This window comes from Roseibium sp. AS2 (assembly GCF_038900065.1).
GTDB lineage: Bacteria > Pseudomonadota > Alphaproteobacteria > Rhizobiales > Stappiaceae > Roseibium.
Window position 1 is genome coordinate 147,529 of the sequence record NZ_JBBMQN010000009.1, and the last position, 16,066, is coordinate 163,594.

The 16,066-nt window shown below is 60.8% G+C and carries 17 protein-coding genes; 14 read left to right on the forward strand and 3 right to left on the reverse strand.

Annotated features, from left to right (window positions below):
* Positions 1-2: 2 nt before the first annotated feature.
* The 3 genes from proC to WNZ15_RS23210 form a co-directional block, all read right to left on the reverse strand.
* Positions 3-821, reverse strand: coding sequence for a pyrroline-5-carboxylate reductase (gene proC / locus WNZ15_RS23200; RefSeq protein WP_342895410.1), 819 nt, complete (start codon positions 819-821; stop codon positions 3-5).
* On the reverse strand, positions 818-1,318 hold the full coding sequence (locus tag WNZ15_RS23205) for a YbjN domain-containing protein (protein ID WP_342895411.1): 501 nt from the start codon (positions 1,316-1,318) through the stop codon (positions 818-820). Before WNZ15_RS23205 ends, proC begins: the two co-directional genes overlap by 4 nt.
* 343 nt (positions 1,319-1,661) lie before the next feature.
* Positions 1,662-1,928 carry an accessory factor UbiK family protein gene (locus WNZ15_RS23210; protein ID WP_342895412.1) on the reverse strand — a complete coding sequence of 89 codons (267 nt, stop codon included), beginning with the start codon at positions 1,926-1,928 and terminating at the stop codon, positions 1,662-1,664.
* A gap of 206 nt (positions 1,929-2,134) precedes the next feature.
* Here WNZ15_RS23210 and lgt point away from each other — a divergent pair, with 206 nt between their 5' ends.
* From lgt to WNZ15_RS23280, 14 genes are all read left to right on the forward strand, one after another.
* Complete coding sequence (gene lgt / locus WNZ15_RS23215) at positions 2,135-2,971, forward strand: prolipoprotein diacylglyceryl transferase (RefSeq protein ID WP_342895413.1); 837 nt, start codon at positions 2,135-2,137, stop codon at positions 2,969-2,971.
* Positions 2,968-4,056 (forward strand): class I SAM-dependent methyltransferase, encoded by a 1,089-nt coding sequence (locus tag WNZ15_RS23220; protein ID WP_342895414.1) that lies wholly within the window; start codon positions 2,968-2,970, stop codon positions 4,054-4,056. Before lgt ends, WNZ15_RS23220 begins: the two co-directional genes overlap by 4 nt.
* A gap of 54 nt (positions 4,057-4,110) precedes the next feature.
* On the forward strand, positions 4,111-4,875 hold the full coding sequence (gene pgeF, locus WNZ15_RS23225) for a peptidoglycan editing factor PgeF (RefSeq protein ID WP_342895415.1): 765 nt from the start codon (positions 4,111-4,113) through the stop codon (positions 4,873-4,875).
* A gap of 9 nt (positions 4,876-4,884) precedes the next feature.
* On the forward strand, positions 4,885-6,042 hold the full coding sequence (locus WNZ15_RS23230; protein WP_342895416.1) for a Xaa-Pro peptidase family protein: 1,158 nt from the start codon (positions 4,885-4,887) through the stop codon (positions 6,040-6,042).
* Between the two features lie 91 nt (positions 6,043-6,133).
* On the forward strand, positions 6,134-6,667 hold the full coding sequence (locus tag WNZ15_RS23235) for a hypothetical protein (RefSeq protein ID WP_342895417.1): 534 nt from the start codon (positions 6,134-6,136) through the stop codon (positions 6,665-6,667).
* Between the two features lie 242 nt (positions 6,668-6,909).
* Positions 6,910-7,842, forward strand: coding sequence for a ribose-phosphate pyrophosphokinase (locus tag WNZ15_RS23240; RefSeq protein ID WP_342895418.1), 933 nt, complete (start codon positions 6,910-6,912; stop codon positions 7,840-7,842).
* Between the two features lie 591 nt (positions 7,843-8,433).
* Positions 8,434-8,709 (forward strand): hypothetical protein, encoded by a 276-nt coding sequence (locus WNZ15_RS23245; RefSeq protein ID WP_342895419.1) that lies wholly within the window; start codon positions 8,434-8,436, stop codon positions 8,707-8,709.
* 52 nt (positions 8,710-8,761) lie between these two features.
* Positions 8,762-8,944 carry a hypothetical protein gene (locus tag WNZ15_RS23250; RefSeq protein WP_342895420.1) on the forward strand — a complete coding sequence of 61 codons (183 nt, stop codon included), beginning with the start codon at positions 8,762-8,764 and terminating at the stop codon, positions 8,942-8,944.
* Positions 8,945-9,149: 205 nt separating this feature from the next.
* Positions 9,150-9,746, forward strand: a complete 597-nt coding sequence (locus tag WNZ15_RS23255; protein WP_342895421.1) for a lasso peptide biosynthesis B2 protein — start codon at positions 9,150-9,152, stop codon at positions 9,744-9,746.
* Positions 9,743-11,413, forward strand: coding sequence for an asparagine synthase C-terminal domain-containing protein (locus WNZ15_RS23260; protein WP_342895422.1), 1,671 nt, complete (start codon positions 9,743-9,745; stop codon positions 11,411-11,413). Before WNZ15_RS23255 ends, WNZ15_RS23260 begins: the two co-directional genes overlap by 4 nt.
* The gene (locus tag WNZ15_RS23265; protein ID WP_342895423.1) at positions 11,410-13,095 is read left to right on the forward strand and encodes an ABC transporter ATP-binding protein; all 1,686 of its coding nucleotides are present in this window, start codon (positions 11,410-11,412) and stop codon (positions 13,093-13,095) included. Before WNZ15_RS23260 ends, WNZ15_RS23265 begins: the two co-directional genes overlap by 4 nt.
* Complete coding sequence (locus tag WNZ15_RS23270) at positions 13,092-14,051, forward strand: efflux RND transporter periplasmic adaptor subunit (protein ID WP_342895424.1); 960 nt, start codon at positions 13,092-13,094, stop codon at positions 14,049-14,051. Before WNZ15_RS23265 ends, WNZ15_RS23270 begins: the two co-directional genes overlap by 4 nt.
* Positions 14,052-14,092: 41 nt before the next feature.
* Positions 14,093-14,761, forward strand: coding sequence for an ABC transporter ATP-binding protein (locus tag WNZ15_RS23275; protein WP_342895425.1), 669 nt, complete (start codon positions 14,093-14,095; stop codon positions 14,759-14,761).
* Positions 14,762-14,767: 6 nt separating this feature from the next.
* On the forward strand, positions 14,768-15,982 hold the full coding sequence (locus tag WNZ15_RS23280; RefSeq protein WP_342895426.1) for an ABC transporter permease: 1,215 nt from the start codon (positions 14,768-14,770) through the stop codon (positions 15,980-15,982).
* The last annotated feature ends 84 nt before the right edge of the window (positions 15,983-16,066 follow it).

Genomic DNA, 16,066 nt, shown 5'->3' on the forward strand with positions numbered 1-16,066 from the left:
TGTCAGTCGGCCAGCTCTCTTGCCCGTCTGGCGGCAGCGGCAACCGCTGCGGTCATGACCGGCTGAAGGCCATCGCCGGACATCAGAACGTCCAGCGCCGCAGCGGTGGTGCCGTTGGGACTGGTGACGTTCTTCCTCAGCGTTGCCGGCGTGTCGCCGGACCGGTGCATCAGTTCACCAGCGCCGCAGACAGTGGCAACCGCAAGTTCGCTGGCAAGGTCCTCGGGAAGACCGGCCGCGCGGCCGGCCTCGCTCAGGGCTTCCGCCAGATAGAACACATAGGCAGGACCCGATCCGCTAACCGCGGTCACCAGATTGATCTGGTCCTCGCTGTCCAGCCAGACCACCTTGCCGACGGCAGACAGAAGCCCGTCGACCTCCTGTTTCTGTGCCGCGCTGACTTCTTCGGTCGGATAGACCGCCGTGATGCCGCGTTTGACCATGGCGGGGGTGTTCGGCATGCAGCGGCAGACCGGCACCTGGCCGAATTGATCCTGAAATCTGGAAACGGGCGTGCCGGCCGCGACCGACAGGACGAGCGTGTCCGGCTGGACAACGGCTTTGAGCCCTGGCAGCACCTGGTCCATGAGCTGCGGCTTGACGGCGATCAGCACGATCGACGGCCGCAGATCCTCTCCGGCGGAGGTCACATGACGAATGCTGTGCCGTTTCAGCAGAACTTCCATATCGGCGGCCAGATGCGGGTCCGACACGACAACCGCATCCGGATCGATGCCGTCCGCCATCCAGCCCGACAGCATGGCCCCGCCCATCTTGCCTGCTCCGACAAGAAGGAAGGGGCGCTCCTTTGAAAAAATCATGCTTCTCCCGCAGTTTCGAACAACGCCGTGCTCAACGCTTCCTGCGCCGACTGGCCGGCCCAGACGACGAACTGGAATGCCTGATAGAAACGCTCGCAATTATCAAGGGCATTGGTCAGCATGGCCTCGATCTGCGCCGACGAGGCTTCCGCCCCGCCCGACAGAAGCAGGGACTGGCGGAACATCACCACGTTTTCCTTGTTCCACAGGTCGAAGTGGCCCATCCAGAGCTGCTCGTTCACCAGGGCCAGCAGACGAAGCACTTCCGTCTTGCGCAACTCGGTCACTTTCAGGTCGAATGCGCAGGCCAGGTGCAGCGCCTCGACGTCTTCCATCCAGGAAAAGGACACATGATAGTCGCACCAGTTGCCCTCTAGGGAAATGGTGATCTCGTCCTCGTCCGACCGCTCAAAGGCCCAGTCGTTCAAGGCAGCGACAGTCTCTATCATGTCCACGGGGTTGCCAGGTCGCTCGAATTCGATCTCGATGAGGCTCATGATGCCTTCTCCCCTTTCGAGCCGGGGGCCGAATACCCGATCAGGATAACCGGGCGGGCCGCCGGGAAATGTCCCATGCCGGAGGAGCAAAACGCACCTTTGATGGCCCTTTCGAGAACCGGTTCCGTCTTGCTCCGACGAATCCCTGTTAACTTCGAGTATAGGAGCAGGAATCACTTGAGGGATACATACCTGACGCTACTTGAAAGCCGAATCTTGTGGACGACCAGGCAAGAAAATTGGACACACTGCTCAAAAACATTGCATCTCCGCCAAGTTCATTCGTCGCATTTCTGTCATCAACAATTAACAGAAATCGCTCGCGACGACGTCAATCCGGGCCTCAGGCGTCACCGCCGCCATCGGTTCCCGGCTTTTCCAGGGCGGCCAGCCGTGCTTCGAGGTCCTCGACCTTGTCGAGGGCCCGCACCGCCATGTCCTTCACGGCCTCGTGTTCCTCGCGCGAAACCACATCCATGTCGGACAGGAAACGCTCCGCCTGGGCCTTGAAGGCGGTTTCCACCTCGCGGCGGGCTCCCTGCGCGACACCGGCTGCATCGGTCATCAACTTGGCGAAGTCATCGAGAAGACGGTTCGGGCCTTGGGTCATCGGACCCTCCTTGGTCGCTATTCAAACGGATGCATGACAGGTATGGGGGAATGGCGGCAACTTCAAGATCCAATTGCGCCGCACCCGGCTCACGGGCTGGACAGGACCGGGATGACTTGACGGAGGCAACAGGATCGCGCAAGCGTTGCGCCGGAATTTCCCGCCGGAAATTCTCCTACGTTCGTGCGCGATAAAAAGGTCCCGCTGTGCCACCTCTTCTGGTTCTGCCCTTTCCGGCGATCGACCCGGTGATCGTCGAATTCGGCCCCTTCGCCCTGCGCTGGTACGCGCTGGCCTATATCGTCGGCATCGTCCTGGCCTGGCGCTACATGCGGATCCTGGTTCTCAACGACCGGCTCTGGGGTGCCGCCAGACGACCGGCACCGCTGGAAATCGACGACTTCGTCCTGTGGGGCACGCTCGGCATCATCATCGGCGGGCGTCTCGGATATGTCCTGTTCTACAATCCGGCCTATTACCTCGCCAACCCGCTCGAGGCCCTTGCCGTGTGGTCCGGCGGCATGTCCTTCCACGGCGGCTTTGCCGGCACCGTCATTGCCATGGTCCTGTTTTCCTGGCGGCGCGGTCTGTCCGTCTGGACCCTGTTCGACCTGGCCGGATGCGCCGCCCCGATCGGGCTGTTTTTCGGCCGGATCGCCAATTTCGTCAATTCGGAGCTTTGGGGGCGCCCGGCCGACGTGCCCTGGGCGGTGATCTTTCCCAATGGCGGCCCGGAACCGCGCCACCCGAGCCAGCTCTACGAGGCCGCGCTGGAGGGGGTCCTGCTGTTTGTGGTGCTCCGCCTGCTCAGCCATCGGTTCCAGCTGCTGCGCCGCCGCGGCTTTCTGGCCGGTGCCTTCGCCTTCGGTTACGGCCTCTGCCGGTCAATCGCCGAAATCTACCGGGTTCCCGATGCCCATATCGGTTATCTAGGCGGCTTTCTCACCATGGGCATCCTCCTGTCCCTCCCGATGATCGTTGCCGGCCTCGCTGTCATGATCTGGGCCGCGCGCCGCCCCCGGACCGGGACCGAGGCTGCGTGAGCGCGCTGAAGGACAGGATCCGCGCACGGATCACCGCCGAGGGACCGTTGTCGGTGGCCCAGTACATGTCCATCTGCCTCGGCGACCCCAAGGACGGTTATTATACGACCCGCGAGCCGTTCGGCGCGGATGGCGACTTCATCACCGCCCCGGAAATCAGCCAGATGTTCGGCGAGCTGATCGGCGCGGCCTGTCTTTCAGCCTGGGATGCGCTCGGATGCCCGACCCGGTTCGAACTGGTCGAACTCGGCCCCGGCCGCGGCACCCTGATGGCCGATTTCCTGCGCGTGGCCGCGCTGCGCCCGGCCTTCATCCAGGCGGCCCGGCTGAACCTCGTCGAGACCAGCCCCCGCCTGCGGCGGATCCAGGCGGATACTCTTCACGGCGCATCGCTTGAGCCGGCCTTCCGGGACCGGTTCCAGGATGTCCCGGCGGGTCCCCTGATCCTGGTCGCCAACGAATTCTTCGACGCTCTGCCGATCCATCAGTTCCTCAGGACGGAGGACGGCTGGCGGGAACGGCGGATCGGGCTGACCGCGCAGGGAGACCTGACCTTCGGCATCGGGACAGCCGCCCTGCCGGCAACAGCGGTCCCCGCATCGCTCGGCTCGGCCCCCGAAGGCGCGATTCTGGAAACCCAGCCCGCAGCCAACGCGGTGGTCGAGGAAATCGGCGCGCGCATTGCCGGACACGGCGGCGTGGCCCTTTTCATCGATTACGGCTACCTGAAAACCGCGACCGGCGACACGTTGCAGGCGCTTTACCGGCACGACCGCGATGACGTGCTGGCCCATCCCGGCGAGGCCGACCTCACCGCCCATGTCAATTTCGAGGCCCTGGCCGCTGCGGCCGCCCGGGGGGGAGCCACGGCCCTGCCTCCCCTGACCCAGGGCGATTTCCTGCTGCGTTCCGGATTGCTGGAGCGGGCCGGAGCCCTCGGAGCCGGCAAGCCTCATGACGAACAGGAAGCCATCCGCGACGCGGTCGAACGGCTTGCGGCGCCGGACAGAATGGGAGACCTTTTCAAGGTGCTGGCCGTAACGAACTCTGGATTACCGATTACGCCGTTTGACAGCGCGCCCTGAACCTCCAAGGATCGGAACCGGCAATCCGGGATTGCACGCGCAGGAGAGACTTGCATGAAACTCGAAGCGGATGTCTTGAAGATCAAAGGCCTGCGCCACGGCTTCTTCACACGAAGGGGCGGCGTGTCCGACGGCATCTATGCCAGCCTCAATATCGGTCTCGGCTCCGATGATGCGCGGGATCTGGTCCTGGAAAACCGTGACCGGGTCGCGGCGGACCTCGGTGTCGGTTCCGCTCGTCTGGTGTCGCCCCATCAGGTCCACTCACCGGACGTGATCTCTGTCGACGGACCGTTTCGCGAAGGCGCGGACCGCAAGGCGGATGCCCTGGTCACGGCGACAAGGGGTCTTGCCCTCGGCGTGGCGACGGCCGATTGCGGCCCGGTCCTCTTCGCCGACCCGCGTGCAGGCGTCGTCGGCGCCGCCCATTCCGGCTGGAAGGGCGCAGTCACCGGCGTTCTCGAAAACACGGTCGCCGCGATGGAGGCCCTCGGGGCAGCAAGGTCCGGCATCACTGCCGTGCTGGGCCCGGCGATCTCCCAACAAGCCTATGAGGTCGGCCCGGAATTCCATCAGCGTTTTCTCCACGACGATCCGGAAAATGCGCGCTACTTCATTGCCTCGCAGAAAGCGGGGCATTTCATGTTCGACCTGCCGGCCTTCATCACGGCGCGGCTGAACGCCCTTGGTCTGGGGACCGTGGCCGACATGGCGCTGTGTACTTATGACGAGGAGGAGCGGTTCTTTTCCTACCGCCGGACCACCCATCGCGAAGAGCCGGACTACGGCCGCCAGATCAGCGCAATCGCTCTCTTGTAAGGACTTCTCATGACCCTTCATTTCTCGCAGGACGAGTTCGAACGCCGTCTCGACACGCTCAAGACCGTGATGGCGTCCGAAAAGCTGGATGCCATGCTGCTGTTCGCGCAAGAGAGCATGTACTGGCTCACCGGCTACGACACCTTCGGCTTCTGTTTCTTTCAGTGCCTGGTCGTAACCAGCGACGGACGCAAGGTTCTGCTCACCCGCTCCGCAGACGAACGCCAGGCCAGGCACACTTCCAACATCGAAGACATCCGCATCTGGATCGACCGGGGCGCCGCAAGCCCGGTCAGCCAGTTGAAGGAGATGCTGTTCGACATGGATCTTCTCGGCAGCCGACTGGGCATCGAATACGACACCCACGGCATGACCGGAAAGATTGCCCTCCAGCTCAACGAGGAGCTTACCAGCTTCGCCGATATCCGCGACGCCTCGCCCCTGATCCCGCAACTGCGTGCGGTCAAGAGCGCCGAGGAGATCGTTTACGTGCGCAAGGCGGCAGAACTGGCCGACAAGGCCTATCATGCCGCTCTGGACGAGATCCGCCCCGGTGCGGACGAAGGCCGTATCCTGGCCGCCATGCAGGGCTCCATCTTCGAAGGCGGCGGCGACTATCCCGGCAATGAATTCATCGTCGGCTCCGGCAGGGACGCGCTGCTGTGCCGCTACAAGTCCGGCCGGCGCAGGCTTTCGGACCAGGACCAGATCACCCTGGAATGGGCAGGAAGCTACCGGCACTATCATGCGGCGCTGATGCGAACGGTCGTGGTCGGCACACCGACCGGCCGGCATCAGGAGATGTATGTTGCCGCCCGCGAAGCCCTCGCCGCAGTCGAGACCCAGCTCGTTGCAGGCAAGACTTTCGGCGACGTCTTTGATGCCCATGCCGAACGCATGGACCATCACGGCATGATGCCGCATCGGCTGAATGCCTGCGGCTATTCACTCGGCGCCCGGTTCACCCCGAGCTGGATGGACGCGCCCATGGCCTACAAGGCCAATCCGGCGAAGGTGCAGCCCGGCATGGTGATCTTCATGCACATGATTTTGATGGATTCCATCTCCGGAACCGCCATGTCTCTCGGCCAGACCTATCTGACCACCGGCGCCGCTCCGGAGTGCTTGTCCACGCTGCCTCTCGACCTGCCGGTCAAGTCAGGCTAAACCAGTTGCAAATCAGCGGCCCCGCCAGTCCCCGTTTGTCATGTATCGGCCGCAACCGTCCCGACTTAGAAATCGAGAGCCAGGCCTCTACATGCCCATAAGTTCCTGCCAGTCCTCCTTTTCGTTCCCGCGTCTGCTGCCGCGTCTTCTGGCGGCTGCCCTGCTGTCCGCGGGCCTCGCTGCCTGCCAGGCGTCTCCTCAGCCTCCCGGCCCGGTCACCAGCGCGGTGCCGACGCCGTCCATTGCCGGTCAGGCGGATCCGGAAGAAGGCGTCACGCTCGCATTCGAACCCTTCACGGGAGCGCCCGGCAACATCGCCGACGAACTGTCCGAATTCATCGGTTCGGAAGCCCGCAAGCAGGGCATCACGCTGGTTCGCCGGGTGGGCGCGGCTGCCACCTATCGCGTGAACGGCTACCTGTCCGCGACGGGACAGCCTTCCAGCGGCACCGTGTTTTATGTTTTCGACATCGTCGACGGCAACGGACGCCGCCTGAAACGAATCTCCGGAACCGAAGACACGGGCGGAGCCTCCGGCGATCCCTGGCAGGCGGTCGGTTCGGGCACCCTGTCGCGCATCGCAAATCGCTCTGTGGTAGAGATAAAGGCCTGGCTCAACCGTTAGGGGATTGAAGAGCCGGGTAAAAATTCACCACTCGTCATAAAAAACAAAAAAAAGCAGCTGTCTCGGGTCAAGGGCTGTTGTGGTCCCGTTCCCTGGTTGTTACAACGCCGCCGCCTGCCGAGGGTTCTCTTCCGATGCTCCCGGCTCCCGGCACCCGACTTAAGACATAGTCCCTTTCCGCGTGTTTGCATGGCTCGTTTCCGTCAGCAGGCCCGGTGTCGCACCAGAAGGACTTGCGGCTCATGAAGATCGTCGCTGGCAACTCCAATCGAGCCCTGGCTGAGGAAATTTCCAGATATCTGGATGTCCCTCTGGCCAAATGCCAGGTCCGGCGATTTGCCGACCAGGAAATCTTCGTCGAAATCCAGGAAAACGTGCGCGGAGAAGACGTCTTCGTCGTGCAGCCGACCAGTTACCCGGCCAACGACCACCTGATGGAGCTGTTGATCATCATCGACGCCCTTCGCCGGTCCTCCGCCCGCCGGATCACTGCGGTGCTTCCCTATTTCGGCTACGCCCGGCAGGATCGCCGCGCTTCCGGACGAACCCCGGTTTCCGCGAAGCTCGTGGCCAACCTGATCACCGAAGCCGGTGCCGACCGCGTCCTGACCCTGGATCTCCACGCCGGACAGATCCAGGGTTTTTTCGATATACCGACGGACAACCTGTTCGCGGCTCCCGTCATGACCCGGGACATCAAGGAACGTTACGCCACCGACAATGTCATGGTCGTTTCTCCGGATGTCGGCGGCGTGGTCCGTGCTCGTGCGCTGGCCAAGCGCATCGACGCCCCGCTCTCGATCGTCGACAAGCGTCGTGACAAGCCCGGAGAATCGGAAGTCATGAACATCATCGGTGAGGTGAAGGGCTTCGATTGCATCCTGGTCGACGACATTGTCGACAGTGGCGGCACGCTCTGCAACGCGGCCGAAGCGCTGCTTGCCAAGGGCGCCAAGTCGGTGACCGCCTATATCACCCACGGCGTTCTGTCCGGTGGCGCAGTCGCGCGTGTGACCTCCTCCAAGCTGAAGGAACTGGTGATCACCAATTCCATCGAGCCGACGGCCGCCATCACCGCCGCGTCCAACATTCGCGCCATATCCATCGCCCCGCTGATCGGTGAAGCCATCAACCGCACGGCGCTGGAAAAATCGGTATCGAGCCTGTTCAACTGAGACCGGCAAAACACGGTATCCGCGGCATTCCCCGCACGGACTGACATCCGCGCCGGCAGCAGCTTGGTGGCCGGGTTTCCTCGTCATCCTGTGACGACCTGAAGCCCGGCTGCGAGGCCGCCCCCGACACCTGAGACATGCCGTCCGGCCACGCGGCGCTTCTTTTTCACCGGAACAAGAGCGCCGGTGCCGGAGTTCACGCGTGTGCGCGCCCGGGTCGGCACCCAGGTCCGACGACAACGCCACGCGTTTTCCAGTCCACCTCGACACTCTTCGGCATTGGTTGCACCCGCAACCTGAAACACCCGCCTACCCGCATGTGTTGCATCTGCCCGCGCCACGCCCATCCTCCGAATCCGCCTTTTCGCTCGGAGCCTGATTGCCTGCCGCCGCAGATTTCCCTCCTTTTCAGAGACGAACAATCTGTTGTTTTATATAACAAAAATAACCTGCCACTCACGAACGAATATCTTCAAAAAATAATTTCTGAGTCATTGACTCATATTTATTTCGCAAATACCCTTATTAGGTGCATTTGAGAAATATGACCATTCCTGCTTGACTTTTGCAACCTACGGAGAGGAGACCGCAATGAACAGTTTTTCCTTTTTTTCCGCGATAGCCGTATGCACGTCGCTGCTGTGCAGCCCGGCATTCGCGAAGTCCGCCCCGCCCGACACAATGGCGAGCGTCATCGAGCAGCTCCAGACCTTCAACAAGAAGGAAGCCATGTGGTCGAAGGGAATTTTGATTGACGAGCGGATCCTGCCGTTCTCCGGAAATCGCCAGGAACTTCTCGACCGGCACATCAAGCAGCATGGACCGGTGGCCGGCGGTGACGGCGAGTGCTGCAGTTGCCACTGGTAAGTGCGCCCCGTGACCGTCACGCGCAAATGCAATCCCCTGCGAGGAAAATCCCATGACGTCGATACTCAGGTTGCTTAGGAAAGCCTCTCCCACACTGGACCGGGAGCCGATCTGTCCGGACATGACGGAAGTCGGTCGGGCATCGCTTCTGACCAGGGGCTGGGAGTTCGACCGCGTCGTCGATACGTCGACCTTCGACAAGGTCTACAACGCAAAAGCCTGCCCAATGATCTGACGGCCAAAGAGGCATGTGATGACGTGCCCTCGCGGTATTGGAGCGTTTTCGGCAGGAAACACGTCGCGGTGCGATCGGTCGACAAGACCTGCGGCACCAACCGTAAACGTTCCAGCACCCGCCTCTGGTGAGCAATATCCGCTGGCCGGAAAGCGGACATGATCCGACGGATGAACCAGATCAGAAGCCACTTGGTACACGAACATTGGATTACATAAACAACAAAGCAAAATACTCCGCCCGGGCGGGACAGGCGCGTTTTTCCCTGAACGTATTTCTGGATAAATACTACAAAGAGACAATTGAAAGTGAAAACCCGGCACCGGGCGACTGCAACCAATCGGCTTTCTATGTTCTCCATGATCAGGACTACACGACAACGCGCGTCTTTGTGTCGGTCTTGAAATACATGTCCTGCAGGGTGCTGGCCAAGGCTCTGGTGTTGTCAGGACTGGCCAGGACGATCGTTCTGCTGCGCAAGAAGTATCTGCGGCATCGCAAGACACCCGGCCAATCCTTCCGGGGTGACTATCAGTACTACCTCCTGGTTCAGAGCTTCCTGGGCAAGGCGCTGTGCCTGGAAGAATGCGTGACCTTCCTGCTGTATTTCCGAAGGCACGCCCTGGCCCTGGATCTTGTTTTTGGCATCAAGCCGGAACCGTTTTCCGCGCATTGCTGGGTGGAATGCGAAGACGCAATCCTTCTGGACACCGATTTTTCAGCGCATGAGTACGTCCAGATCTGCCGGGTCGGCCTTGGCCGGGGACCTGGACCGTGCCCGCGAGGAGATTGCGGAAGATGATTGCCGGTGCACACGGATTTCAGCTTGTTTCCGATCTTGCCTTGCGGGAAATACCCGCGCGAACCCCAACCCCGTGGCAGCTTTTCAATCTGTCCGCCGCCGCTTCGAACGAGGAAACCACGTTCAGGGAGCTCTCATTTGAAAGGCTGGACACGCGCGAGCTGGCCCGGACAATCCTGTACAATGGCGACTTCAAGAGCTGCTTCGTCCTGAACTGCGCGCATGAACTCCATATTCTCAGGCCGGCATTCTCGCGCTCGGCGGTCTTCTACAAGCGCGTCGGCAATCAGGTCTATCTGACATCGGATCAGCCGGATCGGAAACTCCTTCGGGAAATGGACCTTGAAATCGACCCCGACTATGTACGGGACTATCTCTATTTCGGGAAATTCCTCAGCAAGAGAACCGCGTTCCGGGACGTATTCGAACTTGAAAGCGGCAGCTCCGTCGTCTTGTCGAAGGCCGGTCTCGGGTATCCCGCCCGCATACAGGACCACCTCCAGTCCCCGGCACACACCCCCTGCCCTCCGGAGGAACTGGCCTCGTGTCTTCTTCACAAGACCAGACGTGCCGTGGTCGACACCGTCTCAAGGTTTGACACCATTGGCGTTGCCGCTTCCGGCGGCCTGGATTCCGCTGTCCTGTCTTCCCTGATCTGCGAACAGAGCGACAAGCCGGTCCACCTCATTTCCCTTTACTCGCAAAACAACCCCGAATTGGATGAGCGGCGCCAGTTCCGCGCACTCGGCCGGCATTTGCGTCACGCCGATGTTCACGAAGTCAATGTCGACCCTTTCTACCGGCAGCTCGATCCGGAGAACGACTTCAGGTTCTGCTGGCGCCCCAGCTCGATGACCCCCGCCGTTCACGTCAACAAGGCCCTGTTCGGCCGCGCCGCGGAGCTCGGCCTGGAAACAGTGGTCACCGGTGATGGCGGCGACCAGCTGTTCCTGAACTATCATGGCGAGGACATCTTCGCCGATTATCGACGGGAAGGCTCTCCCCGCCGGGTCCTGTCCGCTCTTGTCAGCGCATCCCTGGTTTCGGGAAAATCGATCCCGCGCGTTCTCCTTGAACAGTTCCACAAGAAACGGACACGAAGGATCAGGACCGCATTGCAGGGACTGGCGCGCGATCAGGACATGACGGGCTGTCTCCTGTCAGGAAGACAGCCGTCGCCGCCGGAGCGGGAAAGCGTCCTGCCCTTCGCCGAAATCACCAAAAACTTTCAGTACGTGGCTCTCCGGCATGCCGAGGCGAATACCGCTCCTTTCGAGACCGGCGGCATTGCGCTCACGAGACCGCTTTTGGACTGGGACCTGATCCGCTTCAACCTGACCCTGCCGAGAAGGGAGCATCTCGCCTATGGGCAGAACAGGATATTGATCAGGAACGCCATGAGGGGGCGGCTTCCTCCCGAAATTCTGAACAGGCATTCCAAGGCGGTCGGCGGAATTCAGTCGCAGCGCGCCACCATCCATGCAAGCGCCCGTCCGATCATAGAACACAGCGCTTCCTTCCTGACCGGGTTTGTCGACATCGATCTGATAACCGACGCGATAGACCGGGACGATCCCGCAAAATACTGGGCAATATTCAAGACCATGTCTCTGGCAACATTCTATTCCGGCACACTCAAGATGAAACTGAATGGGGGCGACCAGTGAAAAAACGCATCGCCGCATGCCGCACTGCGCTGAAAGGCATTCCCAGGGACGGGCAATTTCGCCTGGAGTCGCTCAAATATGCCCTGATCCTGGCCGTCTCAACCGCCTCGACCGTTTACGCGCCCTTCGTTTTTGGGATTGGAATTCAATACCTTGCCTCAGGGAAAGACGCCACGATCGCCATTGTTCTGATCGCCGCCTACGGTCTCTTGATTTCACTGGCGCGCGTTTTTTACGAATTGAAACTCGTGGCCGTGAAACGCATAGAACAGCTATTTCTTCTGAATGCCTCCAGAACGGCACTCGATGCCATCGATCGTCAGACCAACGATTTTTTCCTCGACAACAACGGCGCGAAACTTCTTCAGATAATTGGCCGGTACAAGTCGTCCATCACCATGCGTGTCCAGGTGATCATGCACAGCGTTGTTCCCAGCCTGGCCGAATACCTGCTCAGCTTCCTGCTGGTCGCGTTCTACGTCGATCTGGTCATCGGAGCCGTGGTATTTGCCTATGGCCTGGGCGCAATCTATATCGCCCGCCTCAGCACACACAAACTGACTCCCCTTCTCGACAAGTCGCAGCAGCAAAGCATCAAGTCCTCGTCCACGTTTGGCGACCTGATCAGCAATTTGAACATTCTGCGCTATTACGGAGCCTCGCGGAAATTCGGAAACTCGATCATCGACGACACGATCGCCGAACACCGCTACTGGGACACCTACTTCAGGAAGAGGGTTCTGTTTACGTCTGCGAACTCTCTGCTGTTCTTCGCACAATATGCCGTCGTCACGGCGCTCGTACTCAACCGGTATTTCGAAGGCCAGCTGGACATTGCCCAGCTCGTCACCGTCAATCTGATCATTCTGCAGCTTTCCAGACCCTTCGAGCTGATCGGCAACTCCATGAAGGAACTCGCCAACGCCCGGGTCATGCAATCCAACATGAAACATATTCGCGACACCGCGCCGGCCCCCGCACAGCGCGACAGCCTTGGCCGGGGCGACGGCTCCGTGGTCCTGAACGGATTAGGATTTGCCTATCCCGGCCGGGTCATATTCGAAGGCCTGAACCATCGTTTCGTCAGCGGTGCGATGAACTTCATCGTCGGTCCGTCAGGTGCCGGTAAATCGACCTTGCTCAAGATTGTCAGCGGCCAGTGCGAAGGCTTTTCCGGGACCGTTTTCGTGAATGGAGCGGACATCGGCAAGGTCAGCGCACGCAGCATGCATGTTCTGGTCGGCTACGTTCCGCAAGACCCGTTCATAAGCAATGTCAGCGTTTTCGACAATATCGCCTGCGGACGTGCCGCCACACAGAACGACGTTGAGGCAGCCGCGCGGAAGGCAAGAATTCACGACCGTATCATGCAACTGGATGCCGGCTACCGGACGCGGGTGGGCGAAGCGGGGGCGAAGCTCTCCGGAGGTGAATGCCAGCGCATTGCCGTCGCGCGGGCGCTGCTCGGCTCTCCCCAGATCCTGTTGCTGGACGAGGCCAGCGCGTCGCTGGATTCCGCGACAGAGCGGCTCATTTTCGAGACCCTGCGGGAGCGCTGCCTGGATCTCACCATCATCGCCGTCACCCACCGGGTGAACATCATCCGTCCGGACGACTTCGTGCTGGATCTGACCGCCTCCGCATCGCTGGCCGGAGCCGTCGGAAAGCCGGTGACAGCATGATCACACCGCCCGGCAAACGGCGCCCTCCCCTCGCCGAACTGAAACCGGCCGGCGCGAGAGCCCTGCGCGCGCTTCTGGTGATCCTGGCCACAGTCGGTGCGGTCATCACCGGAACCGCGGGGGCGAACGCAGAACAAAAACTTGCGCGGGTCGGAAACGAGATGCCTGAGGCGGGCGAAGCGCGGCGGCGCATTCATGCGCTCGGCAGAATCGAACCGCGCCAGTCCGTCGAGATTTCTTCCGAACTTTCGGGGATTTTGCGGGCGGTCCATGTTTCCGAAGGCGATGCCGTCGAACAGGGCGATGTGCTGGCGGAGCTGAATACACGGCATCTGGCGCTCAAGATACGCAAAGCCGAACTCAAGATCGCCCATGCGGAATTCGAACTCAGGAGCGCAATCGCGGCCCACAAGCTGCTGGTCAGCGAACTCGACAGGGCCGAAAAACTGCAAGCTTCGGAACGGATCGCCGGCAAGGTCTACGAAGAGGCCTACAACAAGGAGGAAATCGCCGGGCTGCAGATTTCCGCCAAGCGGGTTCTGCTCGATACCGCCCAGGTGGAATTCCAGATGCTCAAGCTGGATCTCGAGAAAAGCAGGATCACCGCACCGATCAACGGCATCGTCGTGCAACGAAAAGCCAATCCCGGTCAGACCGTCGCCGCCTCGCTGCAGGCACCAACACTGTTCATGATCGGCTCGGACCTCAGCACGCTCACCTTGAAGGCGAAGATACATGAGGCCGACATCTCCAGGGTCCGGGTCGGTCAGCCGGCGCAATTCGCCGTGGATGCATATCCGGGCAAGGTATTCCGGACCCGGATTGACCGGATTTCACTCTACCCGACCGAGATAGACAGCACGATCACCGAATATGCGGTCGAACTTACGGTCGCGAATGAAGAACGCCTGATCAGGCCCGGAATGTCGGCAATCGTCACCATTCCGGAGAACTGATTTCACCTGCCCGCATCCGGCGTAATCAACGGAATTCCTGCATGACCACCATCGTCGATGTCAGAAATCTTGCGAAAGACTATGCAGGCAAAACAGCGTCGGCGCAGGTCTTCAAGAACCTGAGCCTGCAAGTCCCGGAAGGACAGATGTGCTGCATAGTCGGTGACTCGGGTTGCGGGAAAACGACCTTGCTGAACATTCTCGGCGGGCTCGATCACGCGACTTCGGGCACGTATCGCTTTGGCAACATCGCGGTCGACAGGCTCCACGGAAGCGCATTTTCCGACTTCAGGAAGAACAGCATCGGCTTCATTTTCCAGAACTACTGCCTGATACCCTACCTGAACACCTACGAAAACGTGGTCCTGCCCCTGATGTACCGGAAAATCGGCTCCCGGGAACGCGACGACCTGGCGCGAAGCGCAATCGGGAAAGTGAAACTTGAACACAGACTGTGGCACAAACCCGCGCAATTGTCGGGTGGCCAGCAACAGCGCGTTGCCATTGCCCGCGCGCTCGTAACCCGGCCACCTCTGGTCGTGGCCGATGAGCCGACCGGCAACCTGGATCTGTCGACCAGCCTGGAAATGATCGAAATCCTCCGGGAGACACAGTCCGCGGCAGGCACGACGATTATCTATGTGACCCATCAGCACAAGGTGGCCGAGCTTGCCGACCGGATATGCGATTTCAAGGACCTTTCAGGCTGAGGTCCCATGATGCGCATAAAGGATCTGCTGGTACAGACAGTCAAATCGGTTTCAAGAAACGCCGTTCGAAGTCTCCTGACCAATCTGGGCCTCACGGTCGGCGTCGCTGCGTATATCCTTCTTGAAACCGTCAATTCCGGCACCAGACTGACGGTGGAGCGGGAGTTGCAGCGCCTTGGCGGCAACATTCTGGTCGTTCAGGCCGTCCCCGACCGCACCATCCGCTCACGCCCGGACGGCGGGCGTCAGTTCGACAACACCCACTTCCGGAGCCTGTCGGCAGCGCTGGCGGACACCGCCGCCGTGGCGGCGCAGACCCCCGCCCAGGCCAGCGTCAGCGCCAACGGAATGGCGGCGGACGTCACACTCCTCGGTGTCACCGAGGCCTATCTCGACATACGCGGCTGGAGCATTGAAAGCGGCAGAGGCTTCAGCCCCGCCGAACATGTCGAGGCGGCGAGTGTCTGTCTGCTCGGCAAGGCCACGAAGGAGCGCCTCTTCGGCAGGACTTCCCCCCTGGGAGCGACAACGCGGGTCGACAACAGCCTGTGCACGGTGATTGGAAGCCTGCAGTCGGTCGGGGTTTCCAGCGCCGGCAGAAATGTGGATGACCTCGTTCTCATGCCGCTGACTTCGGCGCAGCGGCGGGTAACGGGCACCAGGGCAGTCCGCAGTCTTTATGTCCGCCCGGGGTCCGATGAATTGTACGAACCGGTCAAGACACACATAACGGCGTTTTTCGAAGACGACGAAAGTCTCGGAAAGAACAGGAGCGTTGCCCGTATTTCGGAGATGCAGTTCATAGCGCGGGCGATCACGGACACGAAGGCGCTGCTGAAAAACGGATTGCTTGTCGTTTCAGGGCTGTTCGCGACCATCGGTGTCGCCGGTGTCATGAACGCCACTCTGCTGTCGGTTCGAGAACGAAGAGCTGAAATCGGCATCAGAATGGCCCTGGGCGCCCGGGCCGGCGACATTTTTCTCCAGTTTCTTGTTGAAGCCCTGGTCCTGTCGGGCCTGTCCTGCCTTCTCGGCGCCGCCGCCGGCACGCTCGCCTCCTATTATCTGGCCGACGCCATAGGCCTTCCGTTTCATGTTTCTCCCGCAACCGTTTTCCAAGTGGTGGCACTTGCCTGCCTGACAACCGTCCTCTTTGCCGCCCTGCCGGCCTTGAAGGCCGCCAGGATCGATCCGATACGTGCCATTCGCGACGGTTCCTGACGGACGGCGGAAATCCGGAGGATGACCGGTGTACAGGTTCCGAAATTTTCCCATCTGATCAAAAAATTGCTCTCCACAACCCTG

Excerpts from the sequence above, each read along its gene's own strand:
- WNZ15_RS23275 (WP_342895425.1), top strand. The coding sequence starts at position 14,093 with ATGACCACCATCGTCGATGTCAGAAATCTTGCGAAAGACTATGCAGGC.
- WNZ15_RS23280 (WP_342895426.1), top strand. The coding sequence starts at position 14,768 with ATGATGCGCATAAAGGATCTGCTGGTACAGACAGTCAAATCGGTTTCA.
- WNZ15_RS23235 (WP_342895417.1), top strand. The coding sequence starts at position 6,134 with ATGCCCATAAGTTCCTGCCAGTCCTCCTTTTCGTTCCCGCGTCTGCTG.
- WNZ15_RS23230 (WP_342895416.1), top strand. The coding sequence starts at position 4,885 with ATGACCCTTCATTTCTCGCAGGACGAGTTCGAACGCCGTCTCGACACG.
- WNZ15_RS23250 (WP_342895420.1), top strand. The coding sequence starts at position 8,762 with ATGACGTCGATACTCAGGTTGCTTAGGAAAGCCTCTCCCACACTGGAC.
- WNZ15_RS23270 (WP_342895424.1), top strand. The coding sequence starts at position 13,092 with ATGATCACACCGCCCGGCAAACGGCGCCCTCCCCTCGCCGAACTGAAA.
- WNZ15_RS23205 (WP_342895411.1), bottom strand. The coding sequence starts at position 1,318 with ATGAGCCTCATCGAGATCGAATTCGAGCGACCTGGCAACCCCGTGGAC.
- pgeF (WP_342895415.1), top strand. The coding sequence starts at position 4,111 with ATGAAACTCGAAGCGGATGTCTTGAAGATCAAAGGCCTGCGCCACGGC.
- proC (WP_342895410.1), bottom strand. The coding sequence starts at position 821 with ATGATTTTTTCAAAGGAGCGCCCCTTCCTTCTTGTCGGAGCAGGCAAG.
- WNZ15_RS23240 (WP_342895418.1), top strand. The coding sequence starts at position 6,910 with ATGAAGATCGTCGCTGGCAACTCCAATCGAGCCCTGGCTGAGGAAATT.
- WNZ15_RS23210 (WP_342895412.1), bottom strand. The coding sequence starts at position 1,928 with ATGACCCAAGGCCCGAACCGTCTTCTCGATGACTTCGCCAAGTTGATG.
- WNZ15_RS23245 (WP_342895419.1), top strand. The coding sequence starts at position 8,434 with ATGAACAGTTTTTCCTTTTTTTCCGCGATAGCCGTATGCACGTCGCTG.
- WNZ15_RS23260 (WP_342895422.1), top strand. The coding sequence starts at position 9,743 with ATGATTGCCGGTGCACACGGATTTCAGCTTGTTTCCGATCTTGCCTTG.